Source organism: Bacillus spongiae, from assembly GCF_037120725.1.
GTDB lineage: Bacteria > Bacillota > Bacilli > Bacillales > Bacillaceae_K > Bacillus_CI > Bacillus_CI spongiae.
In genome coordinates, this window is record NZ_JBBAXC010000001.1 from 140,339 (window position 1) to 161,978 (window position 21,640).

General features: G+C 36.6%; 19 protein-coding genes. 17 read left to right on the plus strand and 2 right to left on the minus strand.

Annotated features, from left to right (window positions below; genetic code table 11):
- Positions 1-587 precede the first annotated feature (587 nt).
- From WAK64_RS00630 to WAK64_RS00695, 14 genes are all read left to right on the plus strand, one after another.
- Entirely contained in the window at positions 588-2,282 is a 1,695-nt protein-coding gene (locus WAK64_RS00630; protein ID WP_336584985.1) for a long-chain-fatty-acid--CoA ligase, read from the plus strand.
- Positions 2,283-2,424: 142 nt separating this feature from the next.
- Positions 2,425-3,012, plus strand: coding sequence for a TetR/AcrR family transcriptional regulator (locus tag WAK64_RS00635; RefSeq protein WP_336584986.1), 588 nt, complete (start codon positions 2,425-2,427; stop codon positions 3,010-3,012).
- A 22-nt stretch (positions 3,013-3,034) separates the two neighbouring features.
- A complete protein-coding gene (locus WAK64_RS00640; RefSeq protein WP_336584987.1) occupies positions 3,035-3,808 on the plus strand; it encodes an enoyl-CoA hydratase in 774 nt (257 codons plus the stop codon).
- 193 nt (positions 3,809-4,001) lie between these two features.
- On the plus strand, positions 4,002-4,775 hold the full coding sequence (locus WAK64_RS00645; protein ID WP_336584988.1) for an electron transfer flavoprotein subunit beta/FixA family protein: 774 nt from the start codon (positions 4,002-4,004) through the stop codon (positions 4,773-4,775).
- Between the two features lie 82 nt (positions 4,776-4,857).
- Positions 4,858-5,838, plus strand: a complete 981-nt coding sequence (locus WAK64_RS00650; RefSeq protein WP_336584989.1) for an electron transfer flavoprotein subunit alpha/FixB family protein — start codon at positions 4,858-4,860, stop codon at positions 5,836-5,838.
- 160 nt (positions 5,839-5,998) lie between these two features.
- The gene (gene trxA / locus WAK64_RS00655) at positions 5,999-6,313 is read left to right on the plus strand and encodes a thioredoxin (RefSeq protein WP_336584990.1); all 315 of its coding nucleotides are present in this window, start codon (positions 5,999-6,001) and stop codon (positions 6,311-6,313) included.
- A 276-nt stretch (positions 6,314-6,589) separates the two neighbouring features.
- The gene (locus WAK64_RS00660; RefSeq protein ID WP_336584991.1) at positions 6,590-8,101 is read left to right on the plus strand and encodes a glycoside hydrolase family 30 protein; all 1,512 of its coding nucleotides are present in this window, start codon (positions 6,590-6,592) and stop codon (positions 8,099-8,101) included.
- Between the two features lie 127 nt (positions 8,102-8,228).
- The gene (locus WAK64_RS00665) at positions 8,229-9,206 is read left to right on the plus strand and encodes a LacI family DNA-binding transcriptional regulator (protein ID WP_336584992.1); all 978 of its coding nucleotides are present in this window, start codon (positions 8,229-8,231) and stop codon (positions 9,204-9,206) included.
- Between the two features lie 209 nt (positions 9,207-9,415).
- Positions 9,416-10,657 (plus strand): ABC transporter substrate-binding protein, encoded by a 1,242-nt coding sequence (locus tag WAK64_RS00670; RefSeq protein ID WP_336584993.1) that lies wholly within the window; start codon positions 9,416-9,418, stop codon positions 10,655-10,657.
- 266 nt (positions 10,658-10,923) lie between these two features.
- Positions 10,924-11,850: a carbohydrate ABC transporter permease gene (locus tag WAK64_RS00675; protein ID WP_336584994.1), complete on the plus strand. Its 927-nt coding sequence runs from the start codon at positions 10,924-10,926 to the stop codon at positions 11,848-11,850.
- 9 nt (positions 11,851-11,859) lie between these two features.
- Positions 11,860-12,708, plus strand: a complete 849-nt coding sequence (locus tag WAK64_RS00680; protein ID WP_336584995.1) for a carbohydrate ABC transporter permease — start codon at positions 11,860-11,862, stop codon at positions 12,706-12,708.
- A gap of 30 nt (positions 12,709-12,738) precedes the next feature.
- Positions 12,739-14,682, plus strand: coding sequence for a glycoside hydrolase family 2 TIM barrel-domain containing protein (locus tag WAK64_RS00685; protein WP_336584996.1), 1,944 nt, complete (start codon positions 12,739-12,741; stop codon positions 14,680-14,682).
- Between the two features lie 25 nt (positions 14,683-14,707).
- The gene (locus WAK64_RS00690; protein ID WP_336584997.1) at positions 14,708-15,325 is read left to right on the plus strand and encodes a YesL family protein; all 618 of its coding nucleotides are present in this window, start codon (positions 14,708-14,710) and stop codon (positions 15,323-15,325) included.
- Positions 15,326-15,343: 18 nt separating this feature from the next.
- Positions 15,344-17,485, plus strand: a complete 2,142-nt coding sequence (locus WAK64_RS00695; RefSeq protein WP_336584998.1) for a beta-galactosidase — start codon at positions 15,344-15,346, stop codon at positions 17,483-17,485.
- 62 nt (positions 17,486-17,547) lie between these two features.
- Here WAK64_RS00695 and WAK64_RS00700 read toward each other — a convergent pair whose 3' ends face one another.
- Positions 17,548-19,077 (minus strand): esterase/lipase family protein, encoded by a 1,530-nt coding sequence (locus tag WAK64_RS00700; RefSeq protein ID WP_336584999.1) that lies wholly within the window; start codon positions 19,075-19,077, stop codon positions 17,548-17,550.
- A gap of 244 nt (positions 19,078-19,321) precedes the next feature.
- On the opposite strand from WAK64_RS00700, the gene WAK64_RS00705 reads away from it, so the two are divergent.
- From WAK64_RS00705 to WAK64_RS22335, 3 genes are all read left to right on the plus strand, one after another.
- A complete protein-coding gene (locus tag WAK64_RS00705; RefSeq protein WP_336585000.1) occupies positions 19,322-19,831 on the plus strand; it encodes a Type 1 glutamine amidotransferase-like domain-containing protein in 510 nt (169 codons plus the stop codon).
- A gap of 14 nt (positions 19,832-19,845) precedes the next feature.
- The gene (locus tag WAK64_RS00710) at positions 19,846-19,992 is read left to right on the plus strand and encodes a hypothetical protein (protein WP_336585001.1); all 147 of its coding nucleotides are present in this window, start codon (positions 19,846-19,848) and stop codon (positions 19,990-19,992) included.
- 85 nt (positions 19,993-20,077) lie between these two features.
- Complete coding sequence (locus WAK64_RS22335; RefSeq protein WP_419465876.1) at positions 20,078-20,272, plus strand: cysteine-rich CWC family protein; 195 nt, start codon at positions 20,078-20,080, stop codon at positions 20,270-20,272.
- Between the two features lie 242 nt (positions 20,273-20,514).
- Here WAK64_RS22335 and WAK64_RS00715 read toward each other — a convergent pair whose 3' ends face one another.
- Positions 20,515-21,435: a polysaccharide deacetylase family protein gene (locus WAK64_RS00715; RefSeq protein WP_336585002.1), complete on the minus strand. Its 921-nt coding sequence runs from the start codon at positions 21,433-21,435 to the stop codon at positions 20,515-20,517.
- Between the last annotated feature and the right edge of the window lie 205 nt (positions 21,436-21,640).

Sequence of the window (21,640 nt, forward strand, 5' to 3'; positions counted from 1 at the left end):
TGTGAGTCTTGCTCTAAGCTTTTTTGACGAAATCTTCAAGGGATTTAGTATCGAAATTATTTGTAAATCCTCACTGAATAGTTGTCTATCACTCTTTTAGTTTTGGGTTCGAGTCTATCTTAGGATATGGAGCATGGAAGATTTTAGCCAATCTTATTGATAGATTAAAGAGTCAATTCCTCAAACATTACTAAATGACTAGCGGTTTTATTTCAGAGAATTTTGAAGTATTTATTGCCGCATTCTGGCCGCCCTTAATATGGAAGGAAGTTCCTTCTTCGTTTTTAAGTTATTTGTCCTACTCATCAATCTAGACAAATAGAAACTCCTTTTGCCAAAGAAATATTTAATGTGCTAATTGGCTTTCGCTACGATTCTTCTTTAATCAATACGGACTCCTCACTAAACATGGCTAAGCATTTCTATTTATTTATTCGTTTATTTTGAAGGGAAAGATAATATTTGGAGGGTTTTTAGGTATATTTTCATAGGCCAAACATAATTGTACAGCTTAATAAGTTATACTATAATTAAAGGAAGAATATAAATATTCAAATTTTTTAAAAATTATAGGGGAGGATTTTGATATGGAAAAAATATGGTTAAAGCATTACCCGGAAGAAATTCCTGAGCATTTGGAATATCGTAATCAACCGGTGCAAGCTTATTTAACAGAAGCGGCAAAAAAATACTCACAAAACAAAGCCATTCATTTTATGGGGAAAGAGCTCACATATGAGTCGGTGCATGAAGCTGCATTAAAATTTGCAAATTATTTAAAGCATTTAGGTGTGGAAAAAGGCGATCGTGTCGCCATCATGCTGCCTAATACTCCTCAATCTGTTATTAGCTATTATGGGATCTTATATGCAGGTGGAATTGTTGTGCAAATGAATCCACTTTATATGGAAAGAGAAATTGAATATCAATTGCAGGACTCTGGAGCAAAAATCATATTAACTTTAGATATATTGTATCCGAGAGTCGCTAAAGTAAAAAATAACACAAATCTTGAACATATTATTGTAACCGCTATCAAGGATTTTCTTCCATTTCCAAAAAACCTTGTGTATCCATTTATCCAAAAGAAACAGTACGGTATTTCTGTTAAGGTAGAGCATGGGGGAAATGTACACTTACTAACTGAAATATTAAAAACAGCGGAAGCAAGAGAATTATCGATTCCATTTGATTTTGAAGAAGACTTAGCTATTTTGTGTTATACAGGTGGCACGACAGGATTTCCAAAGGGAGTTATGCTGACCCATAAAAACTTAATAGCAAATTCATCAATGAGTGATGCTTGGGTTTACAAGTGTAAAAAAGGAGAGGAAAGAATTTTAGGTATTCTGCCTTTCTTTCACGTATTTGGTATGACAGCGGTCATGATTTTATCCGTAATGCAAGGTTATAAAATGATCTTGCTGCCTAAATTTGATGCCGAAACGACATTGAAGACGATTCATAAACAACAACCTACAATGTTTCCTGGAGCTCCGACGGTGTACATTGGTTTATTGAACCACCCTGACATACAAAAATATGATCTATCGTCCATTCACGCATGCATAAGTGGTTCTGCTCCTCTTCCTGTAGAAATTCAGCAACAATTTGAAAAGATAACGGGAGGAAAAGTAGTAGAAGCATATGGATTAACGGAGACCTCTCCTGGAACGCATTGTAATTTTTTATGGGATCATCCGTATGTTAAGGGAAGTATTGGCGTACCTTGGCCGGATACTGAAGCAGCTATTTTTTCAATGGAGACAGGAGAACCATTACCACCTAATGAAATCGGAGAAATCGCCATTAAAGGTCCACAAGTCATGAAGGGATATTGGAATCGTCCGGAGGAAACAGATCAATGCTTACGTGATGGGTGGTTTTTTACTGGGGATCTTGGTTATATGAATGAGGACGGATATTTCTTTATTGTTGATCGTAAAAAAGATATGATTATTGCTGGAGGCTTTAATATTTATCCTCGTGAAATTGAAGAAGTTATTTATGAACACTCTGCTGTGCAAGAAGCAGTCGTTGTCGGAATTCCAGATCCATATCGAGGAGAAACGGTGAAAGCGTATGTCGTATTAAAAGAAAATAGTACAACAACAGAAAAAGAATTAAATGAATTTATGAGAAAACATTTAGCTGCCTATAAGGTACCACGGGTTTATGAATTTAGAAAGGAACTCCCTAAAACAGCCGTTGGGAAAATCCTAAGAAGAGCCCTTGTGGATGAAGAACGTAAAAAAATAGAAGAAGAAAATAAAATAGGGTAAAATGTAGTAACCGGTCGTTTTTTTTAGGGAAAAAGGAGCCAAGCTGTCGAATATTCAGCTTGACAATTAATGAGTAAAATTTTATTATTAAATTATGAATGAACCATCATTCATTATTCACAACAAGGAAGGTGATAGCCTTTTGAAAAAGAATAAGCCAAAATATAAGCAGATTATTGATGCAGCCGTTATTGTTATTGCTGAAAATGGCTATCATCAAGCACAAGTTTCGAAAATTGCCAAACAGGCTGGAGTAGCAGACGGTACAATTTATCTTTATTTTAAAAATAAAGAAGATATTCTCATATCCTTATTTGAAGAGAAAATGGGTCTGTTTGTAGAAAAAACAAAAGAAGTCATTGCAGGAAAACATTCTGCAAAAGAGAAGTTATTAGTAATGATTGAAAATCATTTTAGATTGCTTTCTGAAGATCATCATTTGGCGATTGTCACACAGCTCGAGCTTCGTCAATCAAATAAAGACCTTCGATTAAAAATCAATGCTGTATTAAAAGAATATTTGATGCTAGTAGACGCCGTTTTACGCGAAGGGATAGAACTTAAAGAATTTGCTGAGGATCTGGATGTAAGAATGGCGAGGCAAATGATTTTTGGAACGATTGACGAGTCTGTTACAACATGGGTGATGAATGAACAAAAATATGATCTCATTGCTCTTGCACCAACGGTACATCATTTAATAACAAATGGTTGCGGAGCAAAATTATAACTTCTTTAAAGGAGAAGGTGTCGTGGACTTTTTAACTTGTCGAATTGAAAACCAGGTGGCGTATATTACGATACAACGTCCACCAGCTAATGCATTATCTAGTGGACTTATCAGGGAATTATCTCAAGTTTTAGATGAAGTGGAATTTGACAATCGCGTCCGTGTGCTTTTGCTTCATGGTGAGGGAAGATTTTTCTCAGCTGGCGCGGATATTAAGGAATTTACAACGGTTCAAAGCGGAAAAGAGTTTGAACAGCTAGCTAAAAAAGGTCAGGAGCTATTCGGAAGAATGGAAAACTTCTCGAAGCCGATTGTAGCTTCTATACACGGCGCAGCATTAGGTGGAGGTTTAGAGCTTGCGATGGGATGCCACATTCGTTATGTAAGTCACAACGCAAAGCTTGGTTTACCTGAGTTGCAATTAGGGTTAGTTCCAGGATTTGCTGGTTCCCAACGGTTACCTAGATTAGTAGGAAGAGCGAAGGCGACCGAGATGCTGTTAACAAGCGACTCTATTTCTGGTGAGGAAGCAGTAAAATGGGGACTAGCGAATGCTTCCTTTACAGAAGAAGAAGTTTTTAAAAAAGCTGAGGAATTATGTTTGAAATTGACTAAGAAAAGCCCTGTTTCTGTCAAGGCTGCTCTTGAGCTACTTTCGTATACAAATACGGATAACTTCTACGAAGGTGTAGATCGTGAGGCTGTATTATTTGGTGAAGTTTTTATGTCAGAAGACGGAAAAGAAGGTATACAGGCTTTCATTGAGAAAAGAGCGCCTGAATTTACAGGAAAATAGTTTGAATGTAAGTCCCTGTTTATTGGGAAATCAGTAAAATGGTTGATTAGTAGAGTAAAAAATTTTGGCTTAAAAGTGGGAACAAGGGATAAAATGTGTGAAACGCATTCTCCCTCCCTCTTAAAAATTTTTTATGCTGAATTATCTTAAAATTTCTAAAGAAATGAATGTTTGAATTTTAGGAGGGAATAGAATGAACATCTACGTATTATTAAAAAGAACTTTTGATACAGAAGAAAAGATTGCCCTATCAAACGGAATGATTAATGAAGATGGAGCTGAATTCATCATTAATCCATACGATGAATATGCAGTAGAAGAAGCGATTACAGTTAGAGACGAACATGGTGGAGATGTGACTGTAGTATCAGTTGGGTCAGAAGAAGCAGAAAAACAACTTCGAACAGCGTTAGCAATGGGTGCTGATAAAGCGGTATTAATTAATATTGAAGATGATATTGAAAATGGAGACCAGTTTACAACGTCGACCATCCTTTCTCAATACTTAAAAGAACAAGAAGTAGATCTTATTATCGCAGGAAACGTTGCGATTGACGGCGGATCAGGTCAAGTTGGGCCACGTGTTGCAGAACAATTAAACATTCCTTACATCACAACGATTACTGAATTAAACATTGACGGTGATAATGTGACCGTTACGCGTGATGTCGAGGGAGATTCTGAAGTAATTGAAACTACATTACCATTATTGGTAACGGCTCAACAAGGTTTGAATGAGCCACGCTACCCATCTCTTCCAGGAATTATGAAGGCAAAGAAAAAGCCGCTTGATGAACTGGAAATTGACGACTTAGATCTTGATGAAGATGATGTAGAAGCAAAAACAAAAACGATTGAAATTTTTCTACCACCTAAAAAGGAAGCTGGAAAAGTGTTAGAGGGAGAAATTAGCAACCAAGTACAGGAGTTAGTGAAGCTTCTTCATACAGAAGCGAAGGTAATTTAATATAAAGAGATTGACTCATATATAGCGGTCGTTCCGTTGAACGTAATGAAATAGCATATTTTCAATCAGGAGGTAAATAAACATGGCGAGAAAAGTTGTAGTATTAGGAGAAGCTCGTGACGGTTCTTTACGAAATGTATCTTTTGAAGCGGTGGCAGCTGGGAAGACAGTAGCAGAAGGCGGAGAAGTAGTTGCTGTTTTAATCGGCAATTCTGTAAGCGCTTTAGGAATGGAATTAGTACACTATGGTGCAGATCGAGTTGTCGTTGTCGAAGACGAGAAATTAGCTCAGTACACATCTGATGGATATGCTCAAGCACTTATGGCTGTTATTGATCAGGAGCAGCCAGAAGGGATTGTTGTAGGTCACACTGCACTTGGAAAAGATTTATCACCTAGGATTGCTAGTAAATTAAGCACTGGTTTAGTTTCAGATGCAACTGCTCTAGAGGTTACTGGTGGAAATCTTGTATTTACTCGTCCAATTTATTCAGGAAAAGCGTTTGAAAAGAAAATCGTAACAGATGGCATTATTTTTGCAACGATTCGTCCTAATAATATTGAGCCACTTGCAAAAGACGAATCTCGTTCGGGAGATGTCTCTTCTTTATCAGTCGAGATTAAAGACTTACGTTCGATCATTAAAGAGGTTGTTCGTAAGGCAAGTGAAGGAGTAGACTTATCGGAAGCAAAAGTAATCGTAGCTGGTGGCCGTGGGGTGAAAAGTGAAGATGGCTTTAATCCGTTAACAGAGCTAGCTGATGTTCTTGGAGGAGCAGTAGGAGCGTCTCGTGGAGCATGTGATGCAGAGTACTGTGACTACTCATTACAAATTGGTCAAACTGGAAAAGTGGTAACACCTGATTTATATATCGCATGCGGTATTTCTGGTGCCATACAGCATTTAGCTGGAATGTCTAACTCAAAAGTCATTGTGGCCATCAATAAGGATCCAGAGGCAAATATTTTTAACGTAGCAGATTACGGTATAGTTGGAGACTTATTTGAAGTCGTACCTATGCTTACCGACGAGTTTAAAAAGTTAAAAGTAGCTTCGTCTTAAGATAAAAAGAATGGTAAAGCGGCTGCTATTGTAGCCGCTTTACTGTGAGGAATAAATCTATTTATATACGGGGAAATTACCCTTGAGCAAAATAATGGCATGGTAATAAAAAGGATGGTATACTCTGACCATAGGAAATGACATAAGGAGGCAATATATAATGGCAATTTCACATGTAACAGACCAAACTTTTTCAACAGAAACTAACGAAGGTCTAGTATTAGTAGACTTTTGGGCACCTTGGTGTGGACCTTGTAAAATGATCGCACCTGTATTAGAAGAGCTAGATGCCGAAATGAGTGACAGCGTTAAAATCACTAAAATTGATGTGGATGATAACCCTGAGACAGCTGGAAAATTTGGCGTAATGAGCATCCCAACGCTACTTCTTTTCAAAGATGGAGAAGTAGTAGATAAAGTAGTCGGGTTCCAACCAAAAGAAGCATTAGCAGAGCTTGTTAAAAAGCATGCTTAATGATTAATAGAGAAAAACCGAGCTAATAATGCTCGGTTTTTGTTTGTTATGAGGTAGGGAATATTACGATTTAATCTACATACTTCTCTTTTACTTCTTCTCTAAATAAATCTTCCACCACCTCCCTTTCTGACATATAGGCTTTCCTCTCATGGAAGGAAAGTTCATTTAAATATTGACGATTTCGCTCCAATTATATAAAATTCTTTGTAAGCGATACCATTTATTAATGTTAACGTTAACAATAAGTGGTGTGTTATTGAGGGAGGGACAACATTGAAGAAAACGTATATATTCGCCATTTTTTTTATTTTTTTAGTAGGAATAGGATTATTTTTTGGGAAAGATTTATTGATAAAGAAAAATGCTGGTCCAGCAGAGGCTTGGCTAACTTCAGGAGACCAAAGTACATTATTAGAGAAGCAAGATGATTTAGTATGGGGTGAAGAGCTTTCTTCTGAAGAGAGTATCACAAAAATAGAGGTTGACGATAGAAAGAAATTCCGTGAGTTTTACGGGTACGGTGCTGGATTATCTCATAGCTCCGCATATAACATTTTCAATTCTCCTTCACGCAATGAAATTTTGGAGAGTCTTTTTTCTATTGAAAATGGAATTGGATTGTCTGTCGTTCGTGTTCCGATGGGTTCGAGTGATTTTGTCGGTCCAGTAAATGGTGAGATTAGACATTATACCTATGATGATTTAGAGGATTCTTATGAGACAGATGAAGATTTGAAATTTTTTTCTATTGACCCTGATCGAGAGTTTATCATTCCAATTTTAAAACAGATAAAAGAGATAAATCCGAGGGTGAAAATAGTGTCCGTACCTTGGAGTGCGCCTGCATGGATGAAAACAACTCATTCGTTATATGGAGGAGCTTTCGTAACAGATTTTAATGAAGTATACGCGAATTATTTTGTAAAGTACGTTCAAGCATATGCTGATGAAGGGTTAACGATTGATTATGTTTCTGTACAAAATGAATCGCATTTTATGCATGGAGATTATCCTACGATGTATATGGAGCATTTTGAACAGGCTGATTTTGTAGGAAACTATTTAGGTCCAGCGTTTGAAGAAAATAAGATAAATACTAAGATTATGGGATGGGACCATAACTTTACTGACAATAATACTCGTGCAGAAGAAGATATAGCCAAATACGGGACAATTCTTCTAGAAGATAAACAAGCACAAAATTATTTATCAGGAATCGCGTTTCATGGATACGAAGCAGATGGTATTAAAGACTTTGGAAAAGCGTTTGATAAAATAAGCGAGCAATTTCCAAATGCAGAACTGTATATGACAGAAATATCAGGTGGTGGTTGGGCTACTGACTTTAGTGATAATTTACTTTGGAATATGGAAAACATTATTATTGGTACTCCTCTGCACAATGCACAAATGGTACTGCTATGGAACCTAGCTTTGGATGAGCAATCAGGGCCTCATTTAGGGGGATGTTCGAACTGTCGTGGTGTATATACGGTTGATAATGATGAAAACGTAGTAAGAAAAGAGGTTGAATATTATGCACTAGGACAACTAAGTAAATTTGTTCATCCAACGAATGAAGGAAATCCAATACGGATAAATGTAAAACATGATAATCCTTCACTTGATGTCGTTGCTTTTTTGAACCCTGACCAATCCATTGTTGTTGCGGTATCTAATAGAAATGAGACGAACAATGAAAGGATCCGTATTGAATGGAGCGGAAATAAAGGGGAATATGAAATTCCTGCAGCAAGTGTAATGACGTTTAAATGGTCATTCTAAGCGCCTTCATTTATCCTTATAGTCACAAATATTTTATATAATCGTAAGAAAAACGGTAAAATGGATTGACGTCGAATTATGTCGAGAGTATAATAACGGTGTAAACGTTAACATTCAGGGGGAAGAAATGGCTACAATGAAAGAGGTGGCGAAAGCCGCAGGTGTCTCGATTATCACGGTTTCTAGGGTAATTAATACTCCTGAAAAAGTGAAGAAAGAGACGAGGGAAAAGGTCTTAAAGTATATGCAAGAGCTTGATTTTAAAACGAATCAAACAGCGAAGGCATTAGTATCAAATCGAACAAAGGTTATTCATGTTTATATCCCAAACGGACTTGAAGCAGCTAACCCTTTTGTCATGAATGTCATTGCAGGGATAAGTGAGGAGCTAAGTAAGTCCTATTATTCCCTTTTCCTTAGAAGGGATAGAGATATCCCACTAAAAAGCGACGGAATTATTGCAATGGGACTTAATAAGTCAGATGATGAATGGCTAGCAAACATTAATGAAACCCCTATTGTGCTTTTTGGTCACACGGATCTTCCAATTGATTGGTTAGATGTTGATAACAAGCAAGGTGCTTATAAGATGACAGACTATATTATTAAACAAGGTCATCGTAAGATTGGTTTCATTGGAATTGATGAAAATAAACGATTTGCTACGGATCGATTGCAAGGTTATTGTGAAGCATTACATGACCATGAAATGAAAGTAGAGAATAAGTTTATTCGCTTTACAGCCAATGAAGAGATATATGGTTACGAGAAGACACTTGATTTACTTACGAAGGAAGATGTAAGCGCACTTTTTTGTTCAAGTGATGTGTTGGCATTGGGGGCTTTAAGAGCTGCAAGGACATTAAGACGGAAGGTTCCTGAAGAACTATCTATCGCTGGATTTGATGGATTTGGATTAGATTTATTAGCTTATCCTGCCTTAACGACCATGACGCAGCCTGTATATGAAGCAGGAAAACAGCTGGCCATGATGATTCTTGATAGGATTGAGAACCCTAACCATGCTGTAAATCAAAAAATGGTGAAGACCTCGCTTACAATTCGTAAATCTGTTCGTAATTTGAAAGCGGACACAGAAGAGTAAAACGATTTTTTTAAAAATTAAAATGAACTTCCACTACTAATCCTATTAGGTTGGGAGTAGTGCCCTCTAAAATGATAACGTTAACATCAAATGGATAAGTATAATACAATTTTTGTATTTGGGGAAACGTAAGATCAGATACTTACTTTATTTAAAATAAGCTTCAAAGATGAAGAGCGAGTAATCAATACTTAAAGGAGGAAATACAAATGATTAAATTGAAAAAAATGATTCCGTTTGCAGCTGCAGCAGCTTTAACACTTGGGTTAGCTGGTTGTGGTACTGACAATGAAAAGGCTGAAGGTGGCGAAGATACAATTGATTTTTGGGTATTTGAGCCAGGTCTTAAAGAACATAAAGACAATCTTAATGCATTAGTTGATGAATACGAGGAAGCAAATGATGTGACAGTCAAAACAACATTTGTTCCAAAGGATGACTTTAATACAAAATTAAATAGTGCCATTGCAGTTGGACAAAACCCTGATGTATCTTACCTAGATCAACCATTAGTACCTAAATTTGCTGGAGATGGTACCCTACTTGAATTAGATGAGTATGCAGATGGTGAAAATGGAATTGATCGTACAAAGTACTTCAAAGGTGCGTTTGAAACAAACATTGTAGATGGAAAATTATATGGGTTACCATTAAATCAATCGACAGTAGCTCTTTTCTACAACAAAGATCTAGTTGCTACTCCTCCAACAACTTGGGAAGAATGGATAGCGATGGCGGAAGATGTTTATAAGAAAGATGAAATTGCTGCTTTTGAAGGAATTGGCACTGGTGGCTGGGCAGCTTGGTTGTTCCCTGCATTTGTCCATAGTGGAGGCGGAAGCATGGTGAATGCTGACGAAACTCAAGCTACGTTTGGTGAAAAAGAAGGTATAGAAGCAGCTGAACTATTAGAGAAATTATACGAGTACTCTGATTTAGCAGTTCGTGATAGCCAAGATGCATTTGGAAATGGAAAGCTAGCAACAAAAATTAGTGGTGCATGGGAAATTGATGCATTCCAAACGAACTTCCCAGATTTAAACTTTGGTGTAGCGTTAATTCCGGCTAAAGAAGGCGTTCAATCGTATTCTAATATTGGTGGAGAAGACCTAGTTGTTTACGAAAATACAAAAAATGCAGATGCAGCATGGGGATTAGTGAAATTTTTGACTTCAGCTGAAAATTCGATTGCAATAGCGGATATTACAGGAAACTTCCCAGTTCAAGTAGAGGCTGCAGAAGATCCAAAATATGCTGAGGATGAATATTTAAGTGTATTTTTACAACAAATGGAAACAGCGGTAGCACGCCCTCGCTTAACAGATTGGTTAAAAGTAAATGATGAAGTAATTGGGAATGCTCTAGAAGAAATCACTTTAAGTAATAAAGATGCGAAAGAAACGTTAGAAAAAGCACAAGACAGAGCAGATGAAATTTTATTTGGTCAGTAATAGGTAACCTATCTCTCGCTTATACTTGTAAGTCTCTCAATAAGTAAAATGGCTTGGTCATTAGCGGTATGTACGAAATTCTTCGTAAAGAGCAACAGAAATATCCAAGCATCCATTAATAAAGAAAGTGGCTTAACATGAGCCGCTTTCTTTAAAAATGGTTTAGGAAGCAGTACATTCTAACCTGTTTCTAAAATGGAACGATATAAGTATCCCAATAATTGCTTTTGTGGCTACTTGAGATGAAAAAGAGGTGAATAAAGGTTATGAGTCTGTCAAAAGAAAAAAACATGAAAAATAAGAAAAGAAAACGTATTAGAAAAGGCTCGCTTAATGATCAAACGAAAATAGGATATTTATTCATATTACCGATGCTGATCTACTTTGCGGTATTTCTATTACTCCCAATTGTTCTCTCCTTTGTTTTAAGTTTTACTGAGTGGAATATGAGATCAACGCCTATATTCGTAGGGCTTGATAACTATAAAAATTTACTATTTGACTCAGTCAAGTATCCAAACTTTTGGCCGTCTTTATGGGTGACTTTAAAGTATATTGTTTTTAGTTTACCTATCGGCATTCTGCTTGCATTAATTTTAGCATCTGCCTTAAATGCAAATGTAAAAGGCGAAGGCTTCTTTAAAACAGCTTATTATATTCCAAATGTAACATCTTTTGTTGCGGTAGCAGCATTGTGGGTGTTTTTATTAGATCCTTTAATTGGACTCGTCAATCAACTACTGGGAATTAGTCATAGTTGGTTAGGAAGTGTAACAACGGCATTACCAGCATTAGCTGTAATGGGGATATGGACTGGATTAGGTTACAATATTTTAATTCTTATTTCTTCGATGAAGGGAATTCCTGATAGTGTGTATGAAGCAGCGAAAATGGACGGTGCTAACCCGATTCAACGCTTTTTCTATATCACGTTGCCAATGATTCAGCCAACAATTTTCTTTTTAATCATTACAGGATTAATCGCAAGTTTCCAAGTTTTCGATCCGATGTTCTTAATGACAAAGGGAGGTCCCGATGGGTCCACACTCTCTTACATGCTAAGCTTGTACAATCATGCCTTCCGCTATTTTGAAATGGGTACAGCTTCAGCGATGTCATACATTTTATTAGTTATTATTTTAATCGTAACATGGATTAACTTTAAGTTTGTTCCAGAAAAGATGGATGAGTAGGTGAATCTGATGAAAATAAAGTTCGATCGAATCTTTTTATATGTTTTCTTGTCCATATTTGTAGTGATTCTTGTAGGACCATTCATTTGGTTAGCCTCCTCTTCATTTAAGGAAAGTAAAGATATTTTTTCTTCAACTTTTTCACTTTTACCAAGACGCGAGGATGGAAGTATTTATTTTAGTTTAGACAACTACAGATATGCTTACGAGTATTTAAATTTAGGAACGTTATTCTTTAACACTCTTTTCGTAGCCGTTATTGCTACTGTTGTCAATCTCTTTTTAAATTCGTTAGCTGGGTTTGCTTTTGCCCGCTTTAACTTTAGAGGACGAGACTTCATCTTTAAAATGCTGATTGTTTCAATGATGATTCCAGGAACTGTCTTACTAGTACCGAATATGATTATCATCAATGAATTAGGTTTATATGATACCTTATGGGCATTAATTTTACCGTTTACGATGAGTGTTTATAATGTATTTTTAATGCGCCAGCACTTCTTTAGTTTATCGAAAGAATTGGAAGAGGCAGCGATTATTGATGGAGCAAACTGGTTTACGATATTCTGGAAAATTGCGTTACCACTTGCAAAACCAATCCTTGTGATTTTAGGTATATTTACTTTTATGTGGAATTACAACAACTACATGTGGCCACTTGTCGTGATTACAACACCTGAAAACTATACACTTTCCCTTGGGCTAGGAGCGCTTATCAGTGCAGCAGATAAAAATGCGGAATTATATCCTGTCATGATTGCTGGGTCAGTATTAGTAGCACTACCTCTTATTATTCTTTTCTTAGTTCTACAGAAACATATTATGAAGGGAATTAATATCGGAGGAGTCAAAGGGTAATGAAATTGAAGATAAAAAGGTAGGTTTATTATGCATCTAGATACCACATTATTGTTTAAAGAAGTAAACAATGAAAATGTACCATTTCAAAATGGAAACGTGTTGCCTTCATTTGACCCACAAAAGAGACTATCCGTTTCCTTGGGAGGCAACTGGAAAAAGAAAAGATTTCAAGCTGACCATGAGCAAACGATGGAAGAGCGGACAAAAAACTGGATTGAAAAGGTAGAAAAAGAAGGGCAAGGAATAACTGGCCTTCACTACGATGATGAGCAGTTAATCACTCATTCTATTCCGTTGCCAGAAAACAAGATGACAGGTGAAGCAAGTACAAACGGAGTTGAAACATATGAGGATGGTGTATGGTACCGACGGAAATTCAAGGTTCCATCTGATTGGACTAGTAAGCAAATTGCGTTAAAAGCATATGCCATCAGTTATATTGCAGATATTTGGGTTAATGGACAATATGTTGGAGTTCATGAAGGAGGATATACACCATTTTCCTTCAACATTACGAATTTTGTACAGCTTGGTGAAGAAAATGTCATTGTTATCCGAGTAGACAATCCACCTTGGGGCAGCCGAAATGATATTATTCCAGCAACAGTAGGAACGGATTTCTTTAATTACACAGGGATCATTCATGATTTATTTATTGAAGCAACACCTGCTATTCAAATTAGTCGATGTGACATTGTACCTGTTGATACAACTGGTCAAGTAAGGTTGAAATTAGTGGTTGAAAACCGCAGTGAATTGCCTGAAAAGGTAATGGTTAAAGTGAATTTATATGAGGGGGATCAGGAATCCCCTCAGTTTCTTCAGTCACCTTATGCAGAAGATATAATTGGGGAGAAAAGGACTTATTCCGGACGGGGTGAGCAAGAGGTCCAGGTCGATGCAAATGATCTATCGATATGGACAACAACGATTCAAATTGATGACCCAAAGCTGTGGGAGGTTAGGAACCCAAACTTGTATGTTTGTGGAGTAGAGCTTGTGCAGGGAGAGGACACAGTTGATCGATTTTTTTCTCAGTTTGGTATTCGAACAGTGGCAACTGAAGGAACGAAAATCACGTTAAATAATGAACCCATTTTTCTTGTAGGTTTAGCCAGACATGAAGAATGGCCGAATTTTGGAAGAACGGCGACTTTTGACCGTATCGTAACAGATTTATTACAGATGAGGGATTTATCCATTAATTTTGTGAGAACATCCCATTATCCAAACCATATATATACGTATATTATTCTTGATCGATTAGGACTTACTGCGAAATGTGAAATTCCATTATGGCAATTTGAGCGCGAGCATTATGAAGCGGAAGAAACCCGTTTACATGCACAGCAAATGTGGCGAGAAATGATTCTTTCAAACTTTAATCGACCTTCTATTATCTTATGGAGTACACAAAATGAATCGGTTGAGGTTGCATTACGTAAAAGACATAATGAGCGATTAGTCAATGATTTACGTGGAAAATATAATGATGGTAGGCTCATTACTCAAAGTGCTGCGGCAGATCAACCAGGTTATTGGGATGAATCGATGGAGCCACTCGATGTTGCAGGCTGGACAATGTATTTCGGTGTGTTTCACGGAAGTACCCCATATGAAGGAACAAAACAGTTTCTCGAAAATGCTCATAAAGCTTGGCCAAATAAGCCTATCTTAAATACAGAATATGGTTACTGGTCTAGAGAAGATGGTGGCGAAGAAGAAAAGCAAGTTTATATTTATTCAGAGACCCAAAGAGCTTTGCTAGAAAAAGCAACGGTATCACCAGACGGTCAAGTGAATGAAGAAGGGTATTTGGCTGGGATAAACTATTGGTCTGTCTATGACTGGTATATTAATCATAATGAATTTTATCAAACAATGGGTTTATTTCAAATGGACCGTAAAACAACAAAGCCAGTATTCGAACTGTTAAAAAGAGATTATCGAAAGCTGACGAATTTGACATAAGTACACTAGATAGGAGAGAGCAAAGATGTTAAAAAGTTCAACAGGACGTCGACTATACTTCATAGCGGATATGTTGTTACAGTTCATCGTACTAAATTTACTTTGGCTAGTATTCACAGTTGTTGGATTCATTGTGTTTGGTATTTTTCCAGCATCCATAGCCGCATGTTACATCATGAGAAAACGAATTGTTGAGCAAGAAGACATTCCTATTTTCTCATCATTTTGGGAAGTATATAAACAAAGCTTTGTTCGTGGGAATGTGCTTTTTAGTATGGTCATTGCTCTCTCACTAATATTGTATATTGATTTTTCTGCTATTACTTATTTCGACTCTATGATGAGTACAATTGTAGGAGTAGGATTAATTATCATCGTTTTTTTCCTATTAATAATGGTCTTTTATTCACTTCCTTTGCTATCTATAACAAGTGATCGATCATTCAAAGTAATGAAAAATGGGTTATTAATGGGACTGGCAAACCCGCTAGCAACAATGGTTGTGTTTATTATAATTTTAGCTATTCGAGTAGTTTATGGCTATTTACCAACACTGTTACCTTTGTTCGGCATTATGCCACTTTTACTAGCTTGTACGGTAGCTTTTCAAAAAAGCTTCAAAAAATTAGGACAACCATTATAGAATGGAGGCAATACACTTATGATTAATGTGAAAGATGGAATATTGTATCGTGATGGGAAACCATTCGTATTTATTTCTGCTGATTATCCATATTATCGTGATTATCCCGAGAATTGGTCTGATCGGTTAGATAAATTAAAAGATGCAGGGATAGAAGTTGTTACGTTTTATGTTCCTTGGAGACATCATCATTTAAAGATTGATGGACAAGATGTACTTGATTTTTCTGGAGACACACAAGGGAATCGTGATGTACTCTCCTTCATTAAATTAGTTGAAGAAAAAAATATGTTTGCTGTTGTGAAACCAGGTCCTTTCATACATGCTGAAACGGATTTTGGAGGATTACCAGATTTCGTAGAAGGTGGAAAAGAATACGAAGCAATGCTTGATAATGAAGGGAATGAGCGTAAATGGCATCGTAACCTTCCAGCACCATTTGACGAATCCTTTACGACTGCTGTTCAAGATTGGTACAAGGTTTGTGATGAAACGGTTATCAAACCATTTACTTACCCGAATGGTCCTGTCATTGCCCTGCAAATTTTAAATGAAGGATTATATTCTGATGGTCAGCATAGTGTGTTAGCATACGATTATTCCCAAAGTGGATTAGACTATCATACTGAGAGATTACAGAAACAGTTCGGTCCTATTGAACAATATAATGAGACATTTGGAACGAGCTATGCTTCACATAGCGAAATTCCTGTACCTAGAGCCTTTGATATTCATACAAAAGATAATGTTAAGCAAGTGCTGCCTTATTTACAATGGGCAGAGACTCAAAATCGTTATCTAGGTGATTTGTATACAAATTGGGGCAATGCCATTGATTCAACATTACCTGTCTTCAATAATATAAACCCTCCATTAAATGAAGCGAAGGGCTTTGACTTTTGGTTAACAAGAGTTGTCCCTGAACATTGGGACGTTAGCTACGGTTTCACGAATTGGATTGGCGTTGTTTCTCATGATGAAACGGCATTTTTACGCTATTTGCTTCTAGTTAAGCGCGATCGTGGAATTAACCTTGAAGAGAATTGGGGCTTTTCAGATCCATTGTATGATTGGCGCTATATTTATCATCATGTTCCGTTTTATCAAACCGTATTGGCAATGGGATTAGGGGCAACAGGATTTAATGTTTATACAGGCATTTCAACTGACGGATGGACTGATGAACTTGATTCCATTCATGCACGTCCATACCCTGACTGTTCACCAATCACAGAAAAAGGTGAAACAGGTGAAAAATTCGAAGCACTAAAAGTCCTAGTTTCCTATTTAAAGGAAAACGAACAGTTAATTACTGAAGGAAAACGACCAAATGAAAACGCTTGGGGATTATATGCTCCATATAGCTATTTAGCCTCATTTGGTATAGAGGATCGTGATTTTGAGAAAATGGGAGTAAAAGCTCCACATTCAGGCTATAAAGGGCTTGAATCGTTTATGCTTACAATGTTAAAGGAACAGCGTGAATTTGGTATTGTTAACATTGAGACAGCATCGATTGAAGAACTACAACAACAACAAGCAATATCTGTTGTAGGTGGATTCTTTATGCATCGTGAAGTTCAAGAGAAGTTGCTTCAATACGTTACTGCGGGAGGCAAACTCTTCTTCTTTGGTGAAGTCCCTACCTATGATGAAACAATGGAAAAATGCTCGATTTTAAATCATGTGATTTCAAATTCAAAACGTTATAATACAGTCAATCACGGTAATGGAACGATTATATACTATCCAGAAAACCCATTCTCATCATGTGGTATTTCACCAACGTTTGCTCATCTCATGAATATTCACATTGACAAGTCACGTATTGTTGGCGATGAGTGCTATACATTTATGTATGAGCTTGAAGGAGAAAAGTCCATTTACTTATTAAGTAATTCTCAAATTTCTAAGGAGCATAAACTTTCTGTTGACGGGGAAGAGTTAACGGTTTCACTACCAGCTAAAGGGTGTGCGATTATAACGATAGGAAATGAAGAAATTACTTCTTGTGTTGTCAAAGGAATTAATGATTATGATGAATCATTTGTAGCGCCAGCTGTATCTTATAAAGGTCAAACAATTAAAGCTGAGGCACCGTGTGATTTCTATTACAGTAAAAACAAAGAAATCCATGCAGAAGTAAATGTAAAGAACTAATTTAAAAAGAGGAGAACTCCATTAATAATGGAGTTCTCCCCTTTTATTAAGTAAAAAGAGAATTATTCAACAGTGCCAGTTTGGAAATATGACTTAACAACGGTTCGGTAGAATTTCTCACCATTCTCTTTCGTGCCTATTATTTCATACGTGACATTGTTCGTTTCTGACTCAATAATGTTGAGAGAGCCTGAACCTACTCCAGCACCATTTTTAAGCCTTGGTTTCGTTTTTTTCACTTTTGTCTCCAATTTTATCTTTGACGAACCTTTTTGTTTCTTGTCTTTTGCTTTTTTTTCTATTTGAGACCATTTCATATTCAAGGCATTTGACCCTTGGAAATTGGTAACGATAAAATAGGCATCTTCATGGTTACTATTCATTACCATCTGCCATTCTCCAGCTTCAGGATTATTAATCGTAAAAGTTTGAGTATAGGCATTGTTAAAATAATTTTTGTCAATATAATCATTGTGTTGTTTTGACCTTTTGGTGTATTGTTTCCCTTTTGGTGAAGTAAGTACTACATTTACATCCTCTCCACTTGTCATCACTTGGAATGTAATTTGATTGTTACCAGATTCTACAGGTATTAATTCGGTAACAGCTGTATTGGAAGGTATTTTATTTCCACGTAACAATTGCTCAGGAACGTATTGTTCGTTGGATGGTTGAGGGGACAAAGTCGGTATTACGTTTATGCTGTCGTTACGAAGGACAGAATTTATTTGTTTAAACGAACTTGATCCCGTACGAATGTTATCGTGATCTATATCATCTCCCCCACTAAAGAAGTGTGTACTATAGGGAAGCTTCGTACTCCAAACGGGGACAAGACCATCATTATCTCCACCTAAGTATAAGCCTCCAAACCAAAGTGCAGAGAAGATTGGACCCCACCCAGTACCTGATGCGGTGAAATAATCATTTTTGAATACGCTTTCATTTCGGTCGATTAGAAAACGGAATTTTTCCATTTCTCCAGTTTGCATTGAATATGTTCCGTCATCAGTACGTTTAATTAAATCAGCTAACCACCCAGCATACCAACTGTAGGCTAAATCAGCTAATGGAGAGCCGTAGTGAGGGGAGGAAAGGGTAATAACGTCATTGACATAAGGCCATGCCTCATACTGGACAAGCGCAGCTTGTGTATCAACCCCACCTTTACTGTGAGCCACGATGTTCACCTTTTCCCCAAAAAAGTGATAGATCTCCTCTAACATTTCGGCAAGCATTTTTCCATTGTGCCACACATCTGCTGCGTCTCCCCCAGTAGCATCTTCTAGTTGTACAAAAGCGGTACGGAAACCATTTAAATAAGCATGTTGATACATATCATTATCTCCGTAGTAAACGGTATTCTCCCACCAATCTCTTGCATTTCCATGTAGACCTTGTACGAAAACTATAGGGGGTTGATTATGATCAACGTTGTCAGGTATAGCTCCCGTGAACCAAGTTCCTGGTGTATCGGATACTCCAACTGGATTAGGAACAATAGTAGTAACATTAGCACTTGCTTCCCGTTCTACCGGACTTACAATGAATACCAATAGAAAGAAGGGGAGAAGTCGTTTTAATGCTTTCATTCATTCAACTCCTTTAAAAGATTTAAATTCATTTATAGTAAATGATATCTTCTTAGTAAATATGACAAAATTAACATTCATCATTCACTTGATTGATAAAATAATAGAATAGTCCTACAATTTAACTAATGTAAAATTGTGTTAGTATCTATAAAATAGAAGAAGTACATATCTTTTAAAGGGTAGAAAAATTTAGCGTAATGGTAGATTACTATTATCCGAGACTTTTGATGGAGGTGAGTTTATGGGGGAATTATTCCTTTCTGGGGGTGGAAATGAGCAGCAAACACTGTTAATCGATAAAAGGTTTGCTGAGAGCATTAATCATGAGCAGCCATTATTGTATATTCCGATTGCTATGGATGGCCAAACAATATCATATGAGTCTTGTTTTGAGTGGATCAATCGTGTTTTTAACCCTTTAGGTATTCATAATATTACTATGTGGACCGATATTAACAAAAAGTGTCTAGCTGATTTACAATTATTTTCAGCAGTCTATATTGGGGGAGGAAATACTTTTCGTTTACTGAATGACCTAGTCCACTCTGGTTTCATAAAGGTTTTAAAGCAATATGTAAAGAGTGGAGGGATTATTTACGGAGGAAGTGCAGGAGCAATCATTTTCGGTCATAATATCGAAACATCCTCTTATATGGATGCTAATAATGTAGGCCTTCGTGAATTTGCTGGCTTAAATTTGGTGAAAGGTTACCAATATGGTGTCACTATAACAAGAAAGATGACATTTTAATCAGAAAATATGGTTTGGAAAATAAGACGGATGTCCTTGCTTTACCAGAAGAAACAGGGATTCATTTGAGTGATGCTGGAATATATGTATTGGGAACACAACCTGCTACCTTGTTTGAAGGGGAGTCTAAGCGAGAAGTTCATCCGATGAAGTTTATATGAATAAAGAACCGAAAATTTAAAAGCCAATCAGATACATATTCACTCTTGTTTCGTGTAAAAAAGATGGAGGGAAAAGGAGTCATATATGACTAAATGCCCATTATGCAATAAAGACAACCATTGCGCAATAAATGAAGGAAAAAAGGCCGAGACCTGCTGGTGCATGAAAGTATCCATTTCAAAAGAACTGCTCCAAAGCATAGGTCATAGAAACCAATGTATATGTTATGAGTGTTTAGAAGGGGATAGAAACATAATCGTTAAAGATGAGGGCAAATGATAATTGTACATTCTGTCAATAGTCTAATAAGTTTGTCGGTCTCAGACTAGATGGAGATAAAAAAGTTGAGGAAGGATGAAAGATTTATTCAAGCTTCTTCAACTTTTTTATACTATGTAGGATTTTACTTTTGAAAACTGAATCATGATGTATCCTCTTCAACTATTTTAGTCTAATACTCTATTATTAATAGAATAGACGGTTTAAAGTTGTTTAAAACTCGTAATCCATGAAAGGATAGATTACCACGTTAATGCTGGTAAGGAATCGTCAATCGCTTTAAGCTCATACCCTTCTTCAAGTAAGAATGTAATAACATCTTCCATCTGTTCAAGGGTAGCCTTTGAATCATGAAATAATATCACTGGATTTTGTTGTTCAGCCTCAAGCTCTTGGACTGATGAGATAACGATATCTACCATAGTTCTATTAGGATATTTCCAATCTTCACTATCTACATTCCAATCCCAAATTTTATACCCTTCCGCTTGAATCGATTTTTTCCATTCAGCACTTAAAAATGGCCTACTGCCATAAGGGGTACGAATAATTTGCGTGTCAGTTCCTGTAATACGTTGAACGATTTCTCTCTCTGCATCCATTTCACCTAGAACATTAGAAAGAGAGTCATAAATTTTTTTGGAATCATGTGATATCCCGTGAAGGCCAATCCCAAACCCTTTTTCACTCATTTCCTTCACTGAATTAGGATATCTTTCTATACTTGGACCAAGCATAAAGAAGGTTGCTTTTACATTATGTTTTTCAAATAAGTCTATGAATGACTCTGTGTAGGCAGAGGGTCCATCATCAACTGTGATATAGGCTACTTTTCCTTTAGTTTGGTCCAAGATATCGTTTTCAGGTAATGATGGATTGTCTTCCACAGTTGGCTCAATGTCGATGCCACCTTCGTCTTCTGAACTACTATTCTCTTGATCTACTTCTGAATTCTCTTGCTCACTCACTGTTTTTTCTTTCTCATTTTTAGTTGATTTTACTACTTCTTCCGCTTTAGTGGTCGTGGTCTCTCCAGCTTCGGTACGATTATTTTCAGTAGAGATATAGTTAAATGTAAAAATGGCTATTGCTACAGCAACGATTAAGGTATAAAATCGGGCATTTGGCTTAGGGAATTTGTGAGTGGATCGTTTTCTTCTCATTTTATCTTTCTCCTAAAGTATATAATTTTCAAAAATTATCAAGTAAATATTCTATTAAACAAGTATTCCATTATTTATCTATTTTCTTATTCCTTTGTCGACAATGATATCATGTTATTGATTCCATATAAAGACAATTTTCTGTTAATTCATGTAAAAAGATTGTCGAAGAAAGTGACATCTGATCACTCTCTGTGTAGCCTTT

Excerpts from the sequence above, each read along its gene's own strand:
- WAK64_RS00630 (WP_336584985.1), top strand. The coding sequence starts at position 588 with ATGGAAAAAATATGGTTAAAGCATTACCCGGAAGAAATTCCTGAGCAT.
- WAK64_RS00645 (WP_336584988.1), top strand. The coding sequence starts at position 4,002 with ATGAACATCTACGTATTATTAAAAAGAACTTTTGATACAGAAGAAAAG.
- WAK64_RS00650 (WP_336584989.1), top strand. The coding sequence starts at position 4,858 with ATGGCGAGAAAAGTTGTAGTATTAGGAGAAGCTCGTGACGGTTCTTTA.
- trxA (WP_336584990.1), top strand. The coding sequence starts at position 5,999 with ATGGCAATTTCACATGTAACAGACCAAACTTTTTCAACAGAAACTAAC.
- WAK64_RS00665 (WP_336584992.1), top strand. The coding sequence starts at position 8,229 with ATGGCTACAATGAAAGAGGTGGCGAAAGCCGCAGGTGTCTCGATTATC.
- WAK64_RS00670 (WP_336584993.1), top strand. The coding sequence starts at position 9,416 with ATGATTAAATTGAAAAAAATGATTCCGTTTGCAGCTGCAGCAGCTTTA.
- WAK64_RS00675 (WP_336584994.1), top strand. The coding sequence starts at position 10,924 with ATGAGTCTGTCAAAAGAAAAAAACATGAAAAATAAGAAAAGAAAACGT.
- WAK64_RS00680 (WP_336584995.1), top strand. The coding sequence starts at position 11,860 with ATGAAAATAAAGTTCGATCGAATCTTTTTATATGTTTTCTTGTCCATA.
- WAK64_RS00685 (WP_336584996.1), top strand. The coding sequence starts at position 12,739 with ATGCATCTAGATACCACATTATTGTTTAAAGAAGTAAACAATGAAAAT.
- WAK64_RS00690 (WP_336584997.1), top strand. The coding sequence starts at position 14,708 with ATGTTAAAAAGTTCAACAGGACGTCGACTATACTTCATAGCGGATATG.
- WAK64_RS00695 (WP_336584998.1), top strand. The coding sequence starts at position 15,344 with ATGATTAATGTGAAAGATGGAATATTGTATCGTGATGGGAAACCATTC.
- WAK64_RS00700 (WP_336584999.1), bottom strand. The coding sequence starts at position 19,077 with ATGAAAGCATTAAAACGACTTCTCCCCTTCTTTCTATTGGTATTCATT.
- WAK64_RS00705 (WP_336585000.1), top strand. The coding sequence starts at position 19,322 with ATGGGGGAATTATTCCTTTCTGGGGGTGGAAATGAGCAGCAAACACTG.
- WAK64_RS22335 (WP_419465876.1), top strand. The coding sequence starts at position 20,078 with ATGACTAAATGCCCATTATGCAATAAAGACAACCATTGCGCAATAAAT.
- WAK64_RS00715 (WP_336585002.1), bottom strand. The coding sequence starts at position 21,435 with ATGAGAAGAAAACGATCCACTCACAAATTCCCTAAGCCAAATGCCCGA.